Origin of the sequence: Paenibacillus sp. FSL R7-0189 (genome assembly GCF_037969925.1) — a bacterium.
In the GTDB taxonomy this organism is placed as follows: domain Bacteria; phylum Bacillota; class Bacilli; order Paenibacillales; family Paenibacillaceae; genus Paenibacillus_AQ; species Paenibacillus_AQ odorifer.
This window is the reverse complement of sequence record NZ_CP150223.1, coordinates 2,371,043-2,391,037: the sequence shown is the minus strand read 5'-3', so window position 1 is coordinate 2,391,037 and position 19,995 is coordinate 2,371,043. Positions and strand designations below refer to the sequence as shown.

Genomic DNA, 19,995 nt, shown 5'->3' with positions numbered 1-19,995 from the left:
CATATAACTAAGCGTTTGCTTATGAAGTGAGGTTACTACTAAGAACACATTAAGTAGTAATACTCCATAAAACTTTTTTGGGAGGGAATGCGAAGATGAAGTTGATCATTGCAATTATCCAGGATAAAGACAGTAACCGGTTATCCAGTGAGCTAGTAAAAGCCAATTTCCGTGCTACCAAACTCGCAAGTACAGGTGGATTTCTGCGGGCGGGAAATACGACATTTATGATTGGGGTAGAAGACAGTCAGATCGAAGCTGTATTGAACGTTATCCGTAACAGCTGTAAAGTGCGTGAACAACTAGTCACTCCAGTAACTCCGATGAGTGGCACGACGGATTCCTATTTACCGCTCCCTGTTGAAGTACAGGTCGGTGGCGCTACTGTATTCGTGCTTCCTGTAGATCGTTTCGAACATTATTAAGTATAATATAAATGAGCAAGTCATTTACAAAAAAAGGGGCGGTAGATAACCTTTGAAGATCAATCCGGGATATAGGCCCTTAAAGAGTGAGCTTCCAAATGCAGAAGGGGCTAATAAGCCTGTTCAGCAGAAATCGTTCTCTGACGTTTTTCAGCAGCAAGGTGAACAGAAAACCAAAGATGAACTAAACCGCCAGATCAAAGAAATACAGTCACAAGGCGACCGTTTATCTAAGTCTATGACCATTCGTGAACTCACCATTTACCGGATGATGATCAAAAGGTTTCTGGAAGAAACCGCGCGTAGAGGCGTTATACTGAAAGAGACACGTGGATGGGATAGACGTGGGCGGGGCAAGCGTTACAAGCTGCTTGAGGAAATTGATGCGGCTTTGCTATCTATGGCAGACGATCTGCTGAATAGTGAGCAGGGCCGAATAGATCTGTTGGGACGTGTTGGAGAAATTCGCGGGTTGTTAATCAACCTTTCTTTTTAAAGTTTTGGGAGGAAATTATGCCTTTTCATGATATAGTAGGCCAGGAGCATGCTAAACGGCTACTCCAAAATGCCTTGCGCAAGGACGCTGTGAGCCATGCTTATTTATTTACAGGACCAGCAGGCAGTGGACAAATGAAGACGGCGCTGATGTTTGCCCAAGCAATTTTTTGCACTGAAAGCAAGGATGACGCCTGTGGCGAATGTCTAGAGTGCCGAAAGGTTGAGCATGGAAACCATCCTGATTTGTCATTGCTGCAGCCCGACGGTGCAAGCATAAAAATAGATCAGATCCGTGAGCTGCAGCGTGTCTTTTCCTATCGATCTGAGGGTGTGAATCCAAAGGTTTATATTATAGATGGGGCAGACAAAATGACGGTACAAGCTGCCAATAGTTTGTTGAAGTTTCTGGAAGAACCGCCAGCTCCAGCAGTAGGAATCCTAATATCTGATAATAGTCGTTCTTTATTGCCGACGATTCAGTCACGGACTCAGCGGATTCCATTTAGTCCGTTAAATCCGGATATTATGCTTCAAGCGCTAGCAAGTGAGGGTGTGCCGATCCCCTTAGCTCGATGTGCAGTATCACTCAGTTCGGGACTTGATGGTTGCAGGGAACTTTTGGAACAGAATTGGTTTGCAGAAATGAGAAATCTAGTGTTACAATTAGCTAAGGAGTCCTTAAGCAAGGGCAGCTCCACGGTAGCAACTGCCGGGCAGAAGCTGTTCAAGACTGGGCTCGCTGAACATTTGGATATCCTTTTCAGCATGTTCCATCTATGGTTTAAAGATATGCTCTACTTCCTGTACCGCAAGCATGAAAGTATCGTTTTTATAGATCAGTTAGACTTTATTTCCAGGCATGCCCGTGGGCGCAGTGCGGAACAATGGGTGGCTTATATGGGATATGCAGCAGAGAGTACTAAGAAGCTGCGTTCCAATGCCAATGCCCAGTTGTGTCTGGAGCAGTTCTTAATCCGACTGGAAAGTTAAAGGATTAGCAATGATATATCCTCCGGATGTCGCTTTACCTGGAAGTATCGTTTTAACAGACGAGGAAGGACAAGCATGGATCATCAGGGAGCGGACATGCCCATAGGTTCCTTTTACCGGCAAACAAGGGGGTTAATTTTTGTACAGCGTAGTAGGTGTCCGTTTTAAAAAAGCGGGTAAAATATATTATTTTGATCCACTTGATTTTCCGATTGAACGAGATCAATGTGTTATTGTTGAGACAGCACGTGGGGTGGAATACGGTAAGGTTGTCGTAGGCAAAAAAGAGGTGGAGGAGTCCGATGTTGTACTACCCCTCAAAAAAGTGATGCGTATTGCCGGAGAAACCGACGCACGCGTAGTTGAGGAGAACAAAAGCGCCGCTAAGGAGGCTTTTACCACCTGTTTAAATAAAATACGCGACCACGGTCTCAAAATGAAGCTCGTAGATGTAGAGTTTACTTTTGACCGTAATAAGATTATATTTTACTTTACGGCCGAAGGACGCGTTGATTTTAGAGAATTGGTTAAGGATCTGGCAAGTATTTTTCGGACCCGCATTGAGCTTCGGCAAATTGGGGTACGTGATGAAGCAAAGATGCTAGGTGGACTTGGACCTTGTGGACGAGTGCTTTGTTGCTCCTCTTGGTTAGGGGATTTTGAACCCGTATCCATAAAAATGGCCAAGGATCAGAACCTTTCACTTAATCCGACCAAGATTTCCGGACTTTGTGGACGTCTGATGTGTTGTTTGAAATTTGAGCATGACAATTATGAGAGTGTAAAGGAAGAAATGCCAGCGGTCGGCAAGATTGTCGTGACCTCATTGGGGGATGGCAAAGTAGTAGGAATCAATGCCGGAAACCGTACGGTTCATGTACAGTTGTTTGAAGTGGGCAAAGTTAAGGAACTTCCAATGGATGATGTTGTCGTCAAGTAAACCATATAAGGTTACTTTCGGGGTGGAAACTTGGAGAAGAAAAATATATTTGCACACATGCAGGATATGGAAGCGCAGATGGAAACGATGCGCGCCAATCTTGGAGAATGGAAACAGACGGTAAAAGAACTGATGGAAGCTAACCAGAGGTTAACTCTGGAGAATGAACAGCTTCGCAAAATTTTAAAGCGGGATGCACCTTTGGATCCTACCGTAGATTCTGCGGAGGCGGAAGCTCTTTTAGCTACCGGAGAGGGAACAGAAGAGGTTGTCGGGGAAGGTTATGACAACTTGGCTCGACTTTACCACGAAGGCTTTCACATCTGTAATGTTTATTTTGGACATTTACGCACGGAAGGTGACTGTCTGTTCTGTCTTTCTTTTCTTAATAAATGAGGATATCCAGCCGTAGGAGATTAATCCTACGGTTTTTTTTGAATTTTGGCCAATAGGCATATGCATTTGAAGCAAGTTTTTTTCAACAAAACCTTTAGGAGATTATTACATGACGAATTCTTTTAATGATATATCTGTCCCCTTGTTACCGACGGAGCGGGTGGATGATTTACTAACGCATGACCTGCGCATTATTCAAAGTGATGAAGTATTTAGCTTTTCTATGGATGCTGTATTGCTTGCTCGTTTCGCCAGTGTTCCGCCACGTGGAAGAGTTCTAGATCTTTGTACGGGAAATGGTGTAATACCGATTTTAATGACTACCCGGACAAAAGCTTCTATAGAAGGTATTGAAATACAACCTCGTTTAGCTGATATGGCTCGTCGTAGTGTGGCTCTCAATGGCCTTCAGGATCAGGTTGTAATTCATGAAGGTGATTTACGCGAGTTATATACTACCGCAGGACATGGTGTGTATGATGCAATAACGGTGAACCCTCCTTATATGCCGCTTAATGGCAGTGATCTGAAGCTGAACAACCATCAGGCTATGGCTCGTCATGAGATAGGCTGTACTCTGGAGGAGGTTATTCAGGCTTGTGTGCGATTGGTTCGGACGGGCGGAAAGGTAAGTATGGTTCATAAACCACAACGGTTGGTTGATATTATCAGTCTTATGAGACAATATAGACTCGAGCCAAAGATTATTCGGTTTGTACATCCACGTGCCCATCTAGAGGCTAATATGGTATTAATCGAAGCTGCACGTGATGGAAAGCCTGAGGTTCGTTTACAACCACCGCTCATCGTATATAATGAGGACAATCAATACTGTCCAGAGATTATGGACATCTACTATGGTGCTAAAGAGGGTAAATCATGACGATATCATGCCAAAGCAGTTTTCAAAATAAGACTAATACCAGTACTCAGGAGACAACAGGGTCGCTTTTTCTGGTGGCTACACCTATCGGTAATCTGGAGGATATGACCTATCGTGCAGTCCGCACTTTACAGGAATGTGATATTATTGCCGCGGAAGATACGAGACAGACCCGGAAATTACTCAGCCACTTTGAGATTTCACCTTCGATGTTGTTTAGTTATCATGAGCATAATAAGGCCGCCAGTGGACCTGAGCTTGTACGCTATATAATAGAAGGAAAAAATTTGGCACTCGTCAGCGATGCCGGTTTACCAGCGATTTCTGACCCTGGAGCGGATCTTGTAGCCCTTGCTATAAGTCATGGAATTCCGGTGATTCCTATCCCTGGAGCTAACGCAGCGTTGTCAGCTTTGATCGCTTCTGGTCTATCTACAAATACGTTCACTTTTATCGGCTTTCTTCCCCGAGAGCGTAAGGACATCCGAGCAGTATTAAGTCCACTTCGTTCGGCTCAAGGAACTTTGTTGTTCTACGAATCTCCCCATCGCGTAGTTAAGACACTTGCTCATCTTCAAGAAGCATTCGGCAATCGCCAGATTGTGTTGGCACGTGAATTAACGAAAAGATATGAGGAGTTTCTACGCGGTTCGATTGAGGAATGTACACTTTGGCTTGCTGAACATCCTCCGCTAGGCGAATATGTTATTGTCGTAGAAGGGGAGAGCAAGGAAGATGCTGAAATCGCAGAATCGGCGTGGTGGCGTCAGTTAAGCATTGAAGAACATGTAGCTCATTACGAAGCACAGGATGTGCCACGTAAAGAGGCTATGAAAAAAGCGGCATCAGACCGGGGTGTAGCCAAACGGGATATTTATAATGCGTTGCTTGATAGAGCAGAAGAGTAAGTGTTGTAGACGAACTCTTAGAATAACTAAGGGTTCTTGGAAACGGCCCGAGCTTGAATGATTTATCTGTGGGTTAAATGTACTTTGTACAGTTATTTTTGAATTTTTTTATGTATTTGTTCGTTTAGTTGTACTTCATACAGTTATAAAGGTGGAAATGATTGATTTCACGGAGATATAGGGAATATAAGTGTACAAAATACAATTAATTCGTTTAATGGTAAAAATCATTTAAAATAACTGTAAGAAATACAACTAAGTATTACTGGTTCCGTCTTGAAGTACATTGCCCTTAGGGAGGGCAAACCCAGACATAAAAAATACCTCCCGCGGTCACGGGAGGTCAAGGAGATATGAAAAGGTTAGAATTAACAATTTGATTAGTTCTATTATATACTATTTAATTTAGTTTGTCACAGGGGTAGGGATGGAAGAAATGCATTCATGACAAACTATTTTTCCTTTAAAGTAAGTTACGTTCTCAGCGTTGCCACAGAAAATGCAGGCAGGCTCATACTTTTTAAGCATAATCCGTTCGCCATCAACGTAAATTTCCAGTGCGTCCTTTTCGCCAATGCCAAGTGTACGGCGTAATTCAATAGGAATAACAACCCGTCCAAGTTCGTCTACTTTTCTTACAATTCCTGTTGATTTCATCATAACAATCGTTACTCCTCTCAATGTTCCAAAAACGTCATTATTCGACATTGTTCACTGTTTTATGATACTTATAATACCAACGATTCCCAAATCAGTCAACCTTTTTTCATAGGCTGAATAAGAAAATTTCCATAAGAACTTTGAATGTCCCTATAAAAATTAAGAATTACCCTGAAAGCATTTTGTCGATTTACCAAGACCAAAAATGATACTTTTCGACAAAGTACGACATAATTACTTATTATATACTGATATTAGTTAAAATCATATTAAATTATTAGAAGGAGTTGATCTCATGAAGCAGCCGCTCACGGAAGAAAAGGTTTTCAAGGATCCCGTTCATAATTATATTCATGTACAGGATACGATTATTTGGCGACTAATTAATACAAAAGAATTTCAGCGTTTACGCCGGATTCGCCAGTTAGGTACCTCATATCTCACTTTCCATGGTGCAGAGCATAGTCGATTTTCTCATTCTTTAGGAGTATATGAAATTACACGAAGAATCATTTCGCAATTTGAGCGCAGCGGGTATAAGGATTGGATTCCGGAAGAAAGTTTGCTTACTTTGTGTGCGGCTTTGCTGCATGATTTAGGGCATGGCCCATTTTCCCATTCTATAGAAGAAGCTTTTGAAATGAACCATGAGGATTGGACCTGCCGGATTATTTTGGAGGACACGGAGATTACCGAAATATTGCGTGATGTGGAGGAAGATTTTCCTCGTAAAGTAGCTTCAGTTATCTCTAAGACTTATGAGCATGAAATTGTTGTCAATTTGGTTTCCAGTCCGCTGGATGCTGATCGTATGGATTATTTGCTGCGTGATGCGTACTATACAGGTGTAAACTATGGAACCATCGACATTGATCGGATTTTGAGAATGCTTCGTCCTTATAATGGGCGGATTGTAGTAAAAGAATCAGGTATGCATGCCATTGAAGATTATTTAATGTCACGTTATCAAATGTACTGGCAGGTATATTTTCATCCGGTGACGCGCAGCTCTGAAATTATTTTGCGTCAAATCTTCCGTAGAGCTAAAGAATTGTTCCAAGAGGGGTACAAATTTCGCTTTATGATCGCTCCGCTGGAAGATCTCTTTCGAGGAGAAGTAACAGTGAAGCAATATTTAATGCTTGATGAGGCACTGGTACAGACTGCTTTTATGCAATGGACACTTGAAGAAGATGAGTTATTAAGCGACTTGTGTACCCGTTTTATTCATCGTAAACTGTATAAATATGTAGAGATCGAGAATTTGGATACAGATATGATTACGGAAATCCGCAGCAGTTTTGCGGGAGTGGGACTTAACCCAGAATATGACCTAGAGATTGATTATCCGACAGATTTGCCTTATGATGTGTTCCGTCCAGGAGCAGCCTTCGACAATAATCAAATTTTACTGCTTGATCGGAATGAGCAATTGCGGGAAATTTCAGAGGTATCGGATATTGTGCGCTCAATAAGCGGAATTCATCGTGGCAGATATCATCTATATTTCCCACAGGATAAGCTGAAAAAAGCCCTTACACGCTTGCCCTCTTCTGTAGCAGAGATTTTTGCAAAATAATACAAATATTTATGGAACTATTGATAAAAACAACAAGGAGTGAGCTTTAAAATGTATCTGTTCGACACACATACACATCTAGATGCGCCTCAATTCGACGAGGATCGCGAGGAAGTTATTGCTCGTGCAGTAGAGGCCGGAGTTAGCAAGATGATCAATATTGGATTTAATCGGGAAACGATCCCTTCAACGATGAAGCTGGCTGAATCTTATGATTATATTTATGCAGCGGTGGGCTGGCATCCACAGGATGCGATTGATATGAAAGAGGGGGACCTCGATTGGATCGCCTCTCTTTGCAGCCATGAAAAAGTGGTGGCCATCGGAGAGATTGGATTGGATTATTATTGGGATACCTCTCCCAAGGATGTGCAGCAGGAGGTCTTCCGCAAACAAATCGGACTAGCCCGTGAACTAAAAATGCCAATCTGTATACATGACCGTGATGCTCATGAAGATGTTGTACGGATTTTACGGGAGGAAAAAGCAAATGAAATTGGTGGCGTGATGCATTCGTTCTCAGGCAGCTGGGAAACAGCAAAAATGTGTCTAGACCTTGGATTTCATTTGTCATTTGGAGGACCGATAACGTTCAAAAATGCCAGAGTGCCTAAAGAGGTGCTTGCACAGACGCCATTGGACCGATTATTGATCGAAACAGACGCTCCATATTTGACTCCACACCCCTTCCGTGGCAAGCGAAATGAGAGTGCTCATGTGAAGTTAGTAGCAGAGGCTGCGGCTGAAATTAAAGGGTTAACATGGGAAGAATTGGCTAAAATTACGTATGCGAACGCACTGGAACGATTTGGGATTGTCTGAAAACAGGAGTAAAACGGGTGAAAAATAGAGAATAGCCGATATATTAAACTTTTTTAATATAAAAACGGCTGATTATTACAATATTTTAACCATATATTTGCTTAAACGTGGTTGAATCGTCCTTTACAACATGCATCAAAACAGGATATCATCTTTTCAGTGATGTGAGCTGTTGTTATTGTGACAGCCATTGATTCATGGATCGTCTCGCTGAGTCTCCGTATGGAGAACGGGGGAACCAATATTGAACTGCCGCATGCCTGTATCTTGAATACGACTAGGAATTGCCGCAGAACAATATTTGATTTCTTCACGTGGTCTTTGGGGTGAATTTAAGGGCAACCGCCGTGAGCGGGTGACCTGAAATAGGGCGTCTCTCTTTCGTCCGAACCCGACAGCTAACCCCGTAAGCGCAAGTAAGAGAGGCAACCTCGTGCACAAACATTCCCGCGTATTCTGACATCGGAGAAGCCACGAAAGAGTCCTCAAGAGAACTCTTTTTAGGCTTCTTTATTTTTGAATAAACTGAATGTTGCCCGCATACTGTTATATAACAGGTGTGGGAGTAGCTGTGCCGAGCAGGCGATCCATGAGCAGGAGACGCTAAGTTAATACGTGCGTATCCTGTGACAATCTCAAATAGTTTCGTCAAAGAAATTCAGTCCTCATGATATACAAATTGACGACGAGGCTATGTAAGGAGGATGGAGAGAATGGGCTTATTCCAACCAGAGGTATCCCATGATTCGCAGTCATCCAGCAGGTCTTTCGCATTACGGTGGGAGCAAGTAAATACTCGCGTACTTTTACTTGCAGGTGTGATTTCAATCGCAATCGCGCTGTTAATTCTGCTGTACGTACACGGTCAAAGTAACAAACAATTTGTTTTAGTAATAGACGGGCAAACACAGACACTTGAAACGCGAGAAGCACTTCTTGGTGATGTGTTGGAGAAAGAGCAAATTTCGCTGCAGCCGCATGATGAATTATCTTTAGGTCTGAGTGATGAAATAAAAGACGGTGACCGTGTCGTTATCAATCGTGCGCAGAAATTTAGCCTTACTGCGGACGGAGCAACAAAAACGTTATATACGACCGAAGACACTATCGGTCAGGCGATTGACAAACTGGGTATCAACCTAGAAGGCTATGATAAGATTTTTCCTTCGTTAGACACCACCATCTCTGCTGACATGGAGATTAAGATCGTTCGTATCAACAAGCAAACGGTACAGCGAACAACTAACTTACCTTTCCGTGTTATTAAGACAGCAGATCCCTCCCTTACTGTGGGAACAGTTAGAGTGGCACAGGCAGGCAAACCAGGCGTCATGGTTCAGCATATTGAAAAGATCTATCAAGACGGAGAACTGGCCTCTATGCGCATGATCGGCAAGGAAGTACAAACGGTAACAAAAGATAAGATCATTGCCGTTGGTACTAAAGCACTTCCTAAGCCTACTGTAGTTGCTAAAGCTACAACAACTTCCAAATCAAGCACTACCTCCAAAACGACTAAAGTTAGCGCTAAGACTAAGAACGTCACAAGCAAGGCTGGCGTAGACTTTGAGTACAAGAAGATGATTAAGAACGTCTCCATGACAGCTTATTCGTCAGAAGAGCCAGGAATAGGTACTAAAACTGCCTCCGGAACACGCGTAACGGAAGGTCGTACAATTGCAGTAGATCCGAATGTAATTCCTATTGGCTGGTGGGTTTATATCGATGGGCTTGGATTCCGCCGTGCAGAGGATACTGGCGGTGCCATTAAAGGCAATAAAGTGGATGTCTATTATGATTCCCTGAGCCATGCTCGTAATTTCGGCCGTAAATCACGTACCGTATATGTGATTGGACCTGTGAAACCAGAGCTTAACTAGAACTGAAGCTTTTGCAAAAAATCCTTTGATAAGCTATAGTGATGATAACCGTAAGGAACGCTGGATGATCATTTCGTTGATCGCAGAGCAACCGCTCATCACTTATACATTCTTTAACCAAAAGAAGAGGAGCGAATCCTCTTCTTTTTGCTTTTTTTGGAAGGAGTCAAGAAATATGATTAAGGAATTAATCGTCGTTGAAGGCAAAAGCGATACCGTAGCCATTAAGCGTGCTGTGGAAGCAGATACGATTGAGACAGGCGGCTCTGCTGTAAACCGGACTGTAATTGCGAAGATTGCGCTAGCTATGGAACGCAGAGGGGTTATTATTCTTACGGACCCGGACCATGCCGGGGAGCGAATTCGTAAAATCGTTTCAGCGAAGGTGCCGGGCTGCAAGCATGCTTTTATTCCGGAGAAGGACGCAACTCGAAAAGGGGATATCGGTGTAGAGAATGCATCGCCAGAGGCGATTCGTCATGCGCTGCGTAATGTACATACCTCTTTTGAAGGAGCACCTGCTTTGATTGGTATTGATGACCTTATGGCCGCTGGAATGCTTGTACACCCTCGGGCTGCTGAAAGACGTATGGCGCTTGGTAATTTGCTTGGAATCGGATATTGTAACGGCAAACAGCTGTACAAGCGGCTGGCGATGTTTGGGATTACGCGGGAGGAATTTGCCGGGGCTCTCGCCCAAATTGATCAGGGAGGCATTACTTCATGAGTGGTAGAGAGGAAATTTCGACTCCAAAACGGACCAAAGAGATTATTCAACGTTATGGATTCAAGTTTAAGAAAAGCCTGGGACAGAATTTTTTGATTGATCAAAATATTTTGGACAAGATTGTAGACGCTGCTGGACTAGATAGCGATTCTGGGGCGCTGGAGATCGGGCCGGGAATTGGAGCGCTGACGGAACGTCTGGCACTAACAGCCGGTGCTGTAACTGCCGTAGAGATTGACCGTAGACTGATTCCAATATTAAAAGACGTACTTTCCCCTTATCCCCATGTTAAGGTTCGTAACGATGATGTCCTCAATGTGAACTTGCAGGAAATGTTCAAGGAAGATTTCACCACTGTGAACAAGGTCAGTGTGGTTGCTAACCTGCCTTATTATGTGACTACTCCGATTCTGATGAAGCTGCTTGAAGAGAAGCTTCCCCTTGATAACATCGTTGTAATGATTCAGAAGGAGGTTGCGGAGCGTATGGCTGCATCTCCAGGTGGAAAGGAATACGGAAGTCTTAGCATTGCCGTGCAGTACTACAGCGAGCCTGAGCTCGTCTGTATCGTGCCGCGTACGGTATTCATCCCTCAACCTAATGTGGAGTCTGCTGTTATCCGTCTGAAGGTTAGAGAGCATCCTCCGGTAAAGGTGGAGAGTGAGAAGCATTTCTTTGAAGTGGTTCACGCTTCTTTCACACAGCGCCGCAAGACGATTGCTAACAATCTGAAGGCTCGTTACTTCCCTGAACAAGGACGTGAGCAGCTGGAGGCTTTACTCGCAGAAGCGGGTATTGAACCGACCCGTCGCGGAGAAACACTCAGTCTTGAAGAATACGCCCGCTTAAGCGGTGTTTTGCTAGCCGCTGGAATTGAATAAGCAATAAGAAACGGTTGTTGTCTTAAAGGACGACAACCGTTTCTCGTAGAAATATAAGGATGTTATTCTGGTGGAGCATTATACATTCTTATATTTTAAAAATATGGCGAGTTATGAACCAACTGAGGCCTTTGCCCATACGATGGGGTAGAGGTGGTGGTTGTAATGAATTTAGGAGACTTGGTCGTTCGCAAATCTTATGGCGGTGATTTAACATTTCGTGTAGATAATATTGTGCAGGATAGAGCCGTCATTAAAGGCACAGATTTCCGCCTGTTGGCGGATTCTCCTCTGGATGACCTGGTTCAAGTGCCTCCTACCCGAATAACGGAACGGGGACAGCAAGCACAGATCAAAGCGAAGGAATCACTGACACAGCTGCGGAAGGACCGTCAGGAGCAAAGTCAGCGGAGCGGGGGAACCCTAACAGAGGGGACATGGGCTCCACCGTCCAAGGAAGCTCCTTATTTTGAAGTGCCGGGTAAAGTACTGCATCTGGATGGCGATCCGGCATATTTGAATAAGAGCCTTAGCTTATACGAGCAGCTGCGGATTCCCGCTGAAGGGCATCATGTTCATGAATCTGCAATGGCTGATACGTTATACCGGCTGTTGCCCCGTGTACGCCCAGACATTGTAGTGATCACTGGTCATGATGGGGTACTGAAGCAACAGCATACTTACGATCTGTATAGTCTGAATAGCTATAAAAATTCGCAAAACTTTATAGCTGCTATTAGGGTAGCTAGGGAGTACGAGCGGAATTTTGATGCGTTGACTATTGTTGCCGGTGCTTGCCAATCTCATTTCGAGGCATTACTTGGAGCTGGGGCTAATTTTGCCAGTTCACCTGGTCGAATTTTGATCCATGCTCTGGATCCCGTTTATGTAGCAGCAAAATCATCCTTTACTTCCATCAGGGATACTGTAAATCTTAGTGATGTTCTGAATAATACCATCAGCGGTAATCAGGGTATTGGTGGTGTTGAGACCCGTGGCAGCTTCCGTATCGGAATGCCGCGGCTGCAGAATCTGTCGGCGCTAAAAGTGACACCATCAGCCATTTAAGCGGCAGAGATAGGTCTATGGTTTCAGGAATATAGGTAATTTGAATGGGCTGAATAGAATATCCAAAAGAAAGGGTGAGCGCTGAGCTTAACCCTTTCTTTTTTTCTTTGTGATGCCTATATTACAGATAACAAGGATATTAGTCCGGCGCTGATTTCCCGCAAAAAAATTCCGTTGACAACGAAATATGCATCAACTATAATTAATTATTTATTTGCTTTGACATTGTCCTGAAAAAGTTGTATAATGGACAAGAAAAGAGGTGGTCGTCAGGTAATGGCTAATAACGCGCTGTTGGAAATCAAACGCAGTCTTGAAGCTCACGTCGGTCATAAGATCACATTGCGTGCAAACGGAGGTCGTCGTAAAACCGTTGAACGCACAGGTGTCCTGGAAGAAACGTACCCTTCTGTATTTATTGTCAAACTGGATCAGGAGCAGCAAACTTTTAAGCGAGTCTCCTATAGCTATGCCGATATACTTACTGAATCTGTGGAAATCACAGTTTGTGAAGACGATGGGCAGATGCGGATTATGTATATTAAAGCTTAATGTTTCACGAACAGTCTCCTTTGGAGGCTGTTTTTTGTTTGCGTTTTTTGGGACAAATATTTGGTGCATGATCCGTGTTCTAAGCAAGCATACTAATTGGGCAACGGGTTAATCATTTATTTTCATAAGGGAGGAATTCCGTAATGAGCCGCAGAAAACGAGGCATGATGTCGGAGGAACTGAAGACAGAGTTAGCCAAGGAGCTGGGTTTTTATGAAACCGTAGAACGTGAGGGCTGGGGTGGAATTACAACTCAAGACGCTGGCAACATGGTGAAAAAAGCGATACAGCTTGCTGAACAGGCCGCGCGGAAATCTTAAATTTTAGGCTATAAAGTGAATATTACTGAAAAAGGGTGCGTCTAAAAGGCGACACCCTTTTAATATTGGACTTCATTAGAAGTTTCTCATATAATATGTTAAGTTGTTTTTACGGGAAAAGCTGAAGGTGGGTGAACGCCTTGAAAATGTATGAAAAGGCACCAGCTAAAATTAATTTGATGCTGGATGTGCTGCACAAACGTGCTGACGGTTTTCATGAGGTGGAAATGATTATGACCATGGTAGATTTAGCAGACCGCTTAGAGCTGTCTGAGCTGCCAAGGGATACTATTATAATATCAAGTCAGGCTGGTTATATTCCCCTGGACGAGAAAAATTTAGCTTTCCAGGCGGCAAGGCTTATTAAAGACCGTTATAACGTGAAGAGTGGGGTACATATCCATCTGGATAAAAGAATTCCGGTTGCGGCTGGCCTGGCTGGCGGCAGCAGTGATGCCGCAGCTACGCTACGCGGTCTAAACCGTCTGTGGCGTCTCGGTATTCCTGCGCAGGAGCTACAGGAGCTTGGCGCTGAGCTGGGTTCAGATGTGCCTTTCTGCGTCACAGGCGGCACAGCCTTAGCTACAGGACGAGGCGAAAAGCTTACGCCAATCAACAACCCGCCACAATGTTGGGTTGTGTTGGCGAAACCACCGATCAATGTATCGACTGCAGAAGTGTATGGACGCGTTCGGAGCAATAATATAGCTGTGCATCCTTCTGCTCGAAAGATGCAGCAAGCGATTGAAGCAGGAGACTTTGGGGGCGTATGCAACCATCTAGGCAACGTGCTTGAAGATGTTACCCTAAGGCTGCATCCAGAGGTTCAGCAGCTCAAGGAAGCGATGATAAAGCTCGGAGCAGATGGGGTGTTGATGTCAGGCAGCGGACCTACCGTATTCGGTTTAGTGTCCAAGCAGTCTAAAGTAGCAAGGATTTACAACGGACTGCGAGGGTTCTGCAAGGAAGTCTACGCAGTGAGATCACTGAATTAGTCTGCTTCTCTTGTATAAACCCGTACAAAAGTGATATATTTTTCTAAAATATTCGGTTTTGGCGAGGAGCATTCCGTGAAGAAATTAAAAAGAAGCCAACGTTTGGTAGACATGACTCAGTTTTTACTTGAGCGGCCGCATGAACTACTGCCGCTGTCTATATTTGCCGATCGCTATGGAGCGGCTAAGTCCTCCATCAGTGAAGATTTGGCAATCATAAAAGAAGTATTTGAAGGTGAAGGCATCGGAGAGCTGCAGACTTTAGCTGGTGCAGCGGGTGGAGTTCGTTATATCCCAGTTATGCCTAAAGATATGGCGCTAACCTTTGTGCAGCGCTTATGTGTGCAGCTAGAGCAGACTGACCGGATATTGCCTGGCGGTTATTTGTATATGTCGGATCTACTTGGGTTGCCGTCTTTGATGGAACAGGCGGGTAAGATCATCGCAACGGCCTTTTACGGATCGGAAATCGATGTGGTGATGACCGTTGAAACGAAAGGCATTCCACTAGCCTATGCAACAGCAGCACAGCTAGGCTTGCCGGTAGTGCTTGTGCGACGTGACCATCAGGTTACAGAGGGATCAGCAGTAAGTATTAACTACGTATCAGGATCTCATAAAAGCATACACACAATGTCTCTCTCCAGACGGGCACTCAAGGAGAAATCGCGAGTACTTATCGTAGATGACTTCATGAAGGCGGGAGGGACTGTACGTGGTATGGTCGATCTGCTCGGTGAATTTAATGCCGAGGTTGCTGGGGTAGGCGTTTTAGTGGAATCAGGCGCTGTAGAGACCGAAGAGCGTCTGTTGCACGATTACGTGTCCTTGGTAAAACTAAGTGAAGTAGACTCAAAAGAGCGGAGAATTTCGGCGCATCCGGGCAACTACTTTTCCTCTTGATTAGCCATTCTCTTACATTTTCAAAAAGCGTGGAAATTGTCGAAAACGTAAGGAATATTAAGAAAACTACTCGATGTATGTCGAAAACAACATATCCCAAAAAATATATTTCTTTTTTAGGTATTTTATGGAATGAAAAAGAAGGAATTCGCTTTGCTGTGTGGAATTATACACCAAGTCTCTGATGGAAAAAGGTGGTGAACACACACATGCAAATTACGGATGTCAGACTCCGCCGCGTTAACTCTGAGGGGAGAATGAAAGCAATCGCATCCATTACCATCGATAACGAGTTTGTTGTTCATGACATTCGCGTCATCGATGGCAATAATGGGATGTTTGTTGCAATGCCCAGCAAGCGTACACCGGACGGCGAATTCCGCGATATCGCGCACCCGATCTCTTCGGGAACACGCGAGAAGATTCAATCCGCGGTTCTGGCCGAGTACGATCGCGCCGCTACGGAAGAAGAAGAAGTTATTGAAGAGGGAGCTTAGGCTTCCTCGGAAGACTGCTACCTTTTGGGTGGCGTAGGATCCGCCGTTTTTGATAAGATCACACCGACATACACTTCATGAATTAGCAGCCTGATCTTGCAAGAAAAGCTATTGCTGGTGAAGGATTTGACGACATCTTCGAAAGGCAGCGATAAATGCTTTTCTAACTTGGGGTTTATAGAAAAGAGAACCATGACTTCATGGTTCTCTTTTCTTTTTGCCCGGAATGAGATATATTCAGTAGTGAGTTCAAGAGTAGGAGGTTGGCATTCTTGAAAAGAATGGCTGTAGTACTTGCCGCAGGTCAAGGCAAGCGAATGAAATCTAAATTATATAAGGTGCTGCACCCCGTTTGCGGTAAGCCGATGGTAGGGCACGTGCTTGATACAGTAAAAGCGACCGGATGCCAGCGCACCGTTGTTGTTGTTGGGCATGGCGCAGAGAAAGTTAAGGCCTATGTAGGTGATGGAGCGGAATACGTTCTGCAGGAAACTCAGCTCGGCACTGGCCATGCTGTCAAACAAGCAAAGGATTTACTTGCTGGCGAAGAAGGAACAACTATAGTTATTTGTGGAGACACACCACTCGTAACCACGGAGACCCTGGAAGGACTCATGGCGCTTCATGAACAGCGTAATGCGGCTGCAACCGTATTGACAGCAGTTATGGAAAAGCCTACGGGCTACGGAAGAATTATTCGTGGTGAAGATGGCGGCGTTCTGAAGATTGTAGAGCAGAAGGATTGCACTACGGAAGAAGATGCGGTTCAGGAAATCAATACAGGCACTTATTGTTTTGATAATGTTAAATTATTTGCTGCACTCGAAAAGGTAACGAACAGTAATAACCAGCAGGAGTATTATTTGACTGATGTGATTGGGATTCTTCGTTCACAAGGGGATACCGTACTAGGATATCAGACCCATGACGCAGCTGAGTCTATCGGCGTTAATGATCGTTTAGCTTTGTCTGAAGCGGAAGCCTTTATGCGTCAACGTATTAATCGTAAACACATGCTCGGTGGTGTAACCATCATTGATCCAGCCTCCACTTATATCGGAGCAGATGTAGTTATCGGATCAGATACAACGCTTTATCCAGGAACCATCCTGAAAGGGAAGACTGTAATCGGCGACAATTGTGTGATCGGACCGGCTAGTGAAATCGAAGACTGTCAGATCATGGATGAAGCAACGATTAAGCAGTCCGTATTGAATCAAGCTCAAGTCGGCGCACGGACAACCGTTGGGCCTTTTGCCTATTTGCGTCCAGGCTCTGTGCTTGGAGAAGAAGTTAAGGTTGGAGATTTCGTCGAGATCAAGAATGCTACTATTGGTGACGGTTCAAAGGTGTCACATCTTAGTTATGTCGGCGACGCATCTGTAGGTAAGAATGTAAACGTCGGGTGCGGTGCGATTACCGTTAACTACGACGGGTATAATAAATTCAAGACAACAATCGCAGACGATGCCTTTATTGGCAGTAATGTTAACCTTGTTGCTCCAGTCACTGTGGGCAAAGGGGCTTTTGTTGTAGCAGGTTCGACAATTACACGTTCCGTTTCCGAGAACGATCTGGCTGTAGCTAGAGTAAGACAAGAGAACAAACCGGGATATGCAGAGAAGATCCGTTCCCGTGCTAAAGCGAAGAAAGACCACTCGAGTCCATCGTAAAGCGTTGCTAAGAAGCGCCGGACGGACTTATATTTCCGCGCCGGCGCCTTTGGAAAGCTAAATTCCGTCACGGAGGGTTTATATTTTATGACTTATTGTGATTCCAAGTTAAAGATTTTCACCTGTAACTCCAATCCTAAGCTAGCTAGTCAAATTGCTGATTACATCGGGATTCCGATGGGTGAATCACACACCACAAGTTTCAGCGATGGAGAAATTCAGGTCAAGCTGTCAGAAAGCGTTCGGGGATGCCATGTTTATATTGTTCAATCCACTTGTGGCCCTGTAAATGATAACCTGATGGAGCTTTTGGTTATGGTAGATGCGCTTAAACGTGCCTCCGCAAAAAGCATCAACGTGGTTATCCCTTACTACGGATATGCCCGTCAAGATCGTAAAGCCCGTTCGCGTGACCCCATTACTGCTAAGCTGGTAGCGAATCTAATTGAAAAGGCTGGCGCTCACCGTGTAATCACGATGGATCTTCACGCCATGCAGATTCAAGGATTCTTCGATATTCCAGTGGATCACTTGCTTGGTGTACCGATTCTGGCTCAGTATTTCCGTTCCAAGCAAATCGAGAACCCAGTTGTCGTATCGCCGGATCATGGCGGTGTAGTACGTGCAAGAAAGCTTGCTGATTTCCTGAACGCTCCACTGGCTATTATAGACAAGCGTCGTCCAGAACCTAATGTCAGCGAAGTTATGAACATCATCGGTAATATCGAAGGCAAAACAGCCATCCTGATTGATGATATCATCGATACCGCTGGAACTATCGTACTTGGTGCTAATGCTTTGATGGAAGGCGGCGTGAAGGAAGTATACGCATGCTGTACACACCCAGTATTGTCTGGTCCTGCACACGAGCGTCTGGAGAATTCTCCAATCAAAGAAATTATCGTGACGGATACCATTCCAATTCGCAGCGCGAATCCAACCTCTAAGCTCAAGGTGTTGTCCGTGGCTCCACTTATGGGTGAGGCAATTATCCGCGTTCATGAAGAGTTGTCGATTAGTAAATTGTTCGAGATTGAATAAATATAACGAATGAATAGTACAAAAGGGTTACACCTCCGTTCTCGGAGATGTAACCCTTATCGGCGTGCTACAGGTAGAACTACTGGATTCAATATCCGGGGCGGGAGACAAAGGTGAATAAACTGCGGTTATAGAGTGTCCCTTGTAGCTCCACGAAAGCTTCGTCTACCGCTGTTAATACACCGATATCAATATGCACGTCGCCCTTATATATTTCCACGGGCACAGCATATTGGATGTGGTACTGAAAATGGCGTTGATGTGTCAATAATTCGCCTTTGTGCGGCATGGGTTATCACCTGTCTTCGGAGTATAATTTCGCTCTGGTTGCACAGAGATATGTAGATTAGATCTATTGTACCAAAAACGGACTCCTCTTGCCGGAGAGCCGGAATGGAAAGGAAAGGTTCGATAATGAAATGGATTGTCGGATTGGGAAATCCCGGAACACAGTACGCGAAAACAAGGCATAATGTTGGCTTTATGGCTTTGGATGAGCTTGCCGCCCAGAACGGAATTGCCTTCAACCAGAGCAAATGTAAATCCGTCATCGGTGAAGGGGTCATTGGTGGCGTCAAAACCGTATTGATTAAGCCCATGACCTTTATGAACTTGTCCGGTGAGGCCGTTCGCGCTTATATGGATTATTACAAAGTTCAACTTGAAGATATGATCGTCGTTTATGATGATTTGGATACAGAAATCGGAAAAATCCGTTTGCGTTATCAAGGAAGCGCTGGTGGACATAATGGAATTAAATCCATCATCCAGCATGTAGGAACACAGAATTTCAATCGGGTACGAATGGGTATTTCTCGTCCTGAGCCAGGTTTTGCTATTGTCGATTATGTACTTTCTACTTTTCCTAAGAAGGAAAGCGATCCGCTTAAGCAAATGATCCTTAATACTTGTGATGCACTGGAATACAGCTTACAGCATTCATTCGAGCAGACGATGGCTAAGTTCAATGGTTAATCTGTAAACCCTGTTGTTTTTAAGGCTAAAGATGAAGCTGCCCGGACATACTGAAGGTATATAGTACCTTCAGGAGGCATATAGATGGCAATAAACTATGTTTGTAGGCACTGTAAGACATCTCTAGGCAGTATTAATAGAAGTGATGTTACAGAAATGCAGTTGGGCCTTCATTCCTTGACCCCTGCGGAGCGCAGAGATATAATAGCGTATAATTCAGAAGGTGAAATCACGGTAAAGGTTACTTGCGACTATTGCAAGGAGGCTTTAGAGAACAATCCGGAGCTTAGCCTGCTGACAAGTCCGCTTCAGTAAGGTGGAAGCGCCTGTCTCTATCGTCATCCGCAAGCCTTGGCGTTACAGCTGAGGCTTCTTTTCGATT

At 44.3% G+C, this 19,995-nt stretch carries 24 protein-coding genes and 1 riboswitch; of the genes, 22 read left to right on the top strand and 2 right to left on the bottom strand.

The window, feature by feature from the left end:
• The first annotated feature begins 95 nt into the window (after positions 1–95).
• The 7 genes from MKY63_RS10310 to rsmI all read left to right on the top strand — a co-directional run bounded on the left by MKY63_RS10310 (position 96) and on the right by rsmI (position 5,040).
• On the top strand, positions 96–425 hold the full coding sequence (locus MKY63_RS10310; protein ID WP_036678844.1) for a cyclic-di-AMP receptor: 330 nt from the start codon (positions 96–98) through the stop codon (positions 423–425).
• A gap of 52 nt (positions 426–477) precedes the next feature.
• Positions 478–921, top strand: coding sequence for a YaaR family protein (locus tag MKY63_RS10305; RefSeq protein WP_036678842.1), 444 nt, complete (start codon positions 478–480; stop codon positions 919–921).
• Positions 922–938: 17 nt separating this feature from the next.
• On the top strand, positions 939–1,913 hold the full coding sequence (gene holB, locus MKY63_RS10300; protein WP_076099912.1) for a DNA polymerase III subunit delta': 975 nt from the start codon (positions 939–941) through the stop codon (positions 1,911–1,913).
• Positions 1,914–2,052: 139 nt separating this feature from the next.
• Complete coding sequence (locus MKY63_RS10295; protein ID WP_036678838.1) at positions 2,053–2,853, top strand: stage 0 sporulation family protein; 801 nt, start codon at positions 2,053–2,055, stop codon at positions 2,851–2,853.
• Positions 2,854–2,883: 30 nt separating this feature from the next.
• Positions 2,884–3,249, top strand: coding sequence for a DNA replication initiation control protein YabA (gene yabA / locus MKY63_RS10290; RefSeq protein WP_036678835.1), 366 nt, complete (start codon positions 2,884–2,886; stop codon positions 3,247–3,249).
• Positions 3,250–3,358: 109 nt separating this feature from the next.
• Complete coding sequence (locus MKY63_RS10285) at positions 3,359–4,132, top strand: tRNA1(Val) (adenine(37)-N6)-methyltransferase (RefSeq protein ID WP_036678833.1); 774 nt, start codon at positions 3,359–3,361, stop codon at positions 4,130–4,132.
• Positions 4,129–5,040 (top strand): 16S rRNA (cytidine(1402)-2'-O)-methyltransferase, encoded by a 912-nt coding sequence (gene rsmI, locus MKY63_RS10280; RefSeq protein WP_038568004.1) that lies wholly within the window; start codon positions 4,129–4,131, stop codon positions 5,038–5,040. The genes MKY63_RS10285 and rsmI overlap by 4 nt, the downstream gene beginning before the upstream one ends.
• A 405-nt stretch (positions 5,041–5,445) precedes the next feature.
• On the opposite strand, the gene MKY63_RS10275 is transcribed toward rsmI, so the two are convergent.
• Positions 5,446–5,700 carry an AbrB/MazE/SpoVT family DNA-binding domain-containing protein gene (locus tag MKY63_RS10275; protein WP_036678829.1) on the bottom strand — a complete coding sequence of 85 codons (255 nt, stop codon included), beginning with the start codon at positions 5,698–5,700 and terminating at the stop codon, positions 5,446–5,448.
• 295 nt (positions 5,701–5,995) lie between these two features.
• Here MKY63_RS10275 and MKY63_RS10270 point away from each other — a divergent pair, with 295 nt between their 5' ends.
• The 13 genes from MKY63_RS10270 to MKY63_RS10210 all read left to right on the top strand — a co-directional run bounded on the left by MKY63_RS10270 (position 5,996) and on the right by MKY63_RS10210 (position 18,638).
• Positions 5,996–7,279: an HD domain-containing protein gene (locus MKY63_RS10270; protein ID WP_038568006.1), complete on the top strand. Its 1,284-nt coding sequence runs from the start codon at positions 5,996–5,998 to the stop codon at positions 7,277–7,279.
• Positions 7,280–7,330: 51 nt separating this feature from the next.
• Entirely contained in the window at positions 7,331–8,101 is a 771-nt protein-coding gene (locus tag MKY63_RS10265; RefSeq protein ID WP_036678823.1) for a TatD family hydrolase, read from the top strand.
• Between the two features lie 198 nt (positions 8,102–8,299).
• Positions 8,300–8,529: riboswitch (cyclic di-AMP (ydaO/yuaA leader) on the top strand.
• Positions 8,530–8,814: 285 nt separating this feature from the next.
• Positions 8,815–9,981: a 3D domain-containing protein gene (locus MKY63_RS10260; RefSeq protein ID WP_036678820.1), complete on the top strand. Its 1,167-nt coding sequence runs from the start codon at positions 8,815–8,817 to the stop codon at positions 9,979–9,981.
• A gap of 175 nt (positions 9,982–10,156) precedes the next feature.
• The gene (rnmV, locus tag MKY63_RS10255) at positions 10,157–10,708 is read left to right on the top strand and encodes a ribonuclease M5 (RefSeq protein WP_036678817.1); all 552 of its coding nucleotides are present in this window, start codon (positions 10,157–10,159) and stop codon (positions 10,706–10,708) included.
• Positions 10,705–11,589, top strand: a complete 885-nt coding sequence (gene rsmA / locus MKY63_RS10250) for a 16S rRNA (adenine(1518)-N(6)/adenine(1519)-N(6))-dimethyltransferase RsmA (protein WP_036678815.1) — start codon at positions 10,705–10,707, stop codon at positions 11,587–11,589. The genes rnmV and rsmA overlap by 4 nt, the downstream gene beginning before the upstream one ends.
• Positions 11,590–11,754: 165 nt before the next feature.
• On the top strand, positions 11,755–12,657 hold the full coding sequence (yabG, locus tag MKY63_RS10245; RefSeq protein WP_036678813.1) for a sporulation peptidase YabG: 903 nt from the start codon (positions 11,755–11,757) through the stop codon (positions 12,655–12,657).
• A gap of 276 nt (positions 12,658–12,933) precedes the next feature.
• The gene (locus tag MKY63_RS10240) at positions 12,934–13,209 is read left to right on the top strand and encodes a Veg family protein (RefSeq protein ID WP_019914493.1); all 276 of its coding nucleotides are present in this window, start codon (positions 12,934–12,936) and stop codon (positions 13,207–13,209) included.
• 143 nt (positions 13,210–13,352) lie between these two features.
• Complete coding sequence (locus MKY63_RS10235; RefSeq protein WP_036678812.1) at positions 13,353–13,529, top strand: small, acid-soluble spore protein, alpha/beta type; 177 nt, start codon at positions 13,353–13,355, stop codon at positions 13,527–13,529.
• Positions 13,530–13,669: 140 nt separating this feature from the next.
• Positions 13,670–14,524 (top strand): 4-(cytidine 5'-diphospho)-2-C-methyl-D-erythritol kinase, encoded by an 855-nt coding sequence (gene ispE, locus MKY63_RS10230; protein WP_036678809.1) that lies wholly within the window; start codon positions 13,670–13,672, stop codon positions 14,522–14,524.
• A 75-nt stretch (positions 14,525–14,599) separates the two neighbouring features.
• Positions 14,600–15,427, top strand: coding sequence for a pur operon repressor (gene purR, locus MKY63_RS10225; protein ID WP_036678807.1), 828 nt, complete (start codon positions 14,600–14,602; stop codon positions 15,425–15,427).
• 209 nt (positions 15,428–15,636) lie between these two features.
• Positions 15,637–15,924, top strand: a complete 288-nt coding sequence (spoVG, locus tag MKY63_RS10220; RefSeq protein ID WP_020425826.1) for a septation regulator SpoVG — start codon at positions 15,637–15,639, stop codon at positions 15,922–15,924.
• Positions 15,925–16,196: 272 nt separating this feature from the next.
• Positions 16,197–17,597 (top strand): bifunctional UDP-N-acetylglucosamine diphosphorylase/glucosamine-1-phosphate N-acetyltransferase GlmU, encoded by a 1,401-nt coding sequence (gene glmU, locus MKY63_RS10215; RefSeq protein ID WP_339812697.1) that lies wholly within the window; start codon positions 16,197–16,199, stop codon positions 17,595–17,597.
• Positions 17,598–17,684: 87 nt separating this feature from the next.
• Positions 17,685–18,638, top strand: coding sequence for a ribose-phosphate diphosphokinase (locus tag MKY63_RS10210; protein WP_036678796.1), 954 nt, complete (start codon positions 17,685–17,687; stop codon positions 18,636–18,638).
• Positions 18,639–18,726: 88 nt separating this feature from the next.
• Here the strand turns inward: MKY63_RS10210 and MKY63_RS10205 are convergent, their stop codons facing one another.
• The gene (locus MKY63_RS10205; protein WP_036678792.1) at positions 18,727–18,927 is read right to left on the bottom strand and encodes a hypothetical protein; all 201 of its coding nucleotides are present in this window, start codon (positions 18,925–18,927) and stop codon (positions 18,727–18,729) included.
• Between the two features lie 125 nt (positions 18,928–19,052).
• On the opposite strand from MKY63_RS10205, the gene pth reads away from it, so the two are divergent.
• Complete coding sequence (pth, locus tag MKY63_RS10200) at positions 19,053–19,613, top strand: aminoacyl-tRNA hydrolase (protein ID WP_036678864.1); 561 nt, start codon at positions 19,053–19,055, stop codon at positions 19,611–19,613.
• Between the two features lie 84 nt (positions 19,614–19,697).
• The gene (locus tag MKY63_RS10195; protein ID WP_036678789.1) at positions 19,698–19,928 is read left to right on the top strand and encodes an anti-sigma-F factor Fin family protein; all 231 of its coding nucleotides are present in this window, start codon (positions 19,698–19,700) and stop codon (positions 19,926–19,928) included.
• Positions 19,929–19,995: the final 67 nt, after the last annotated feature.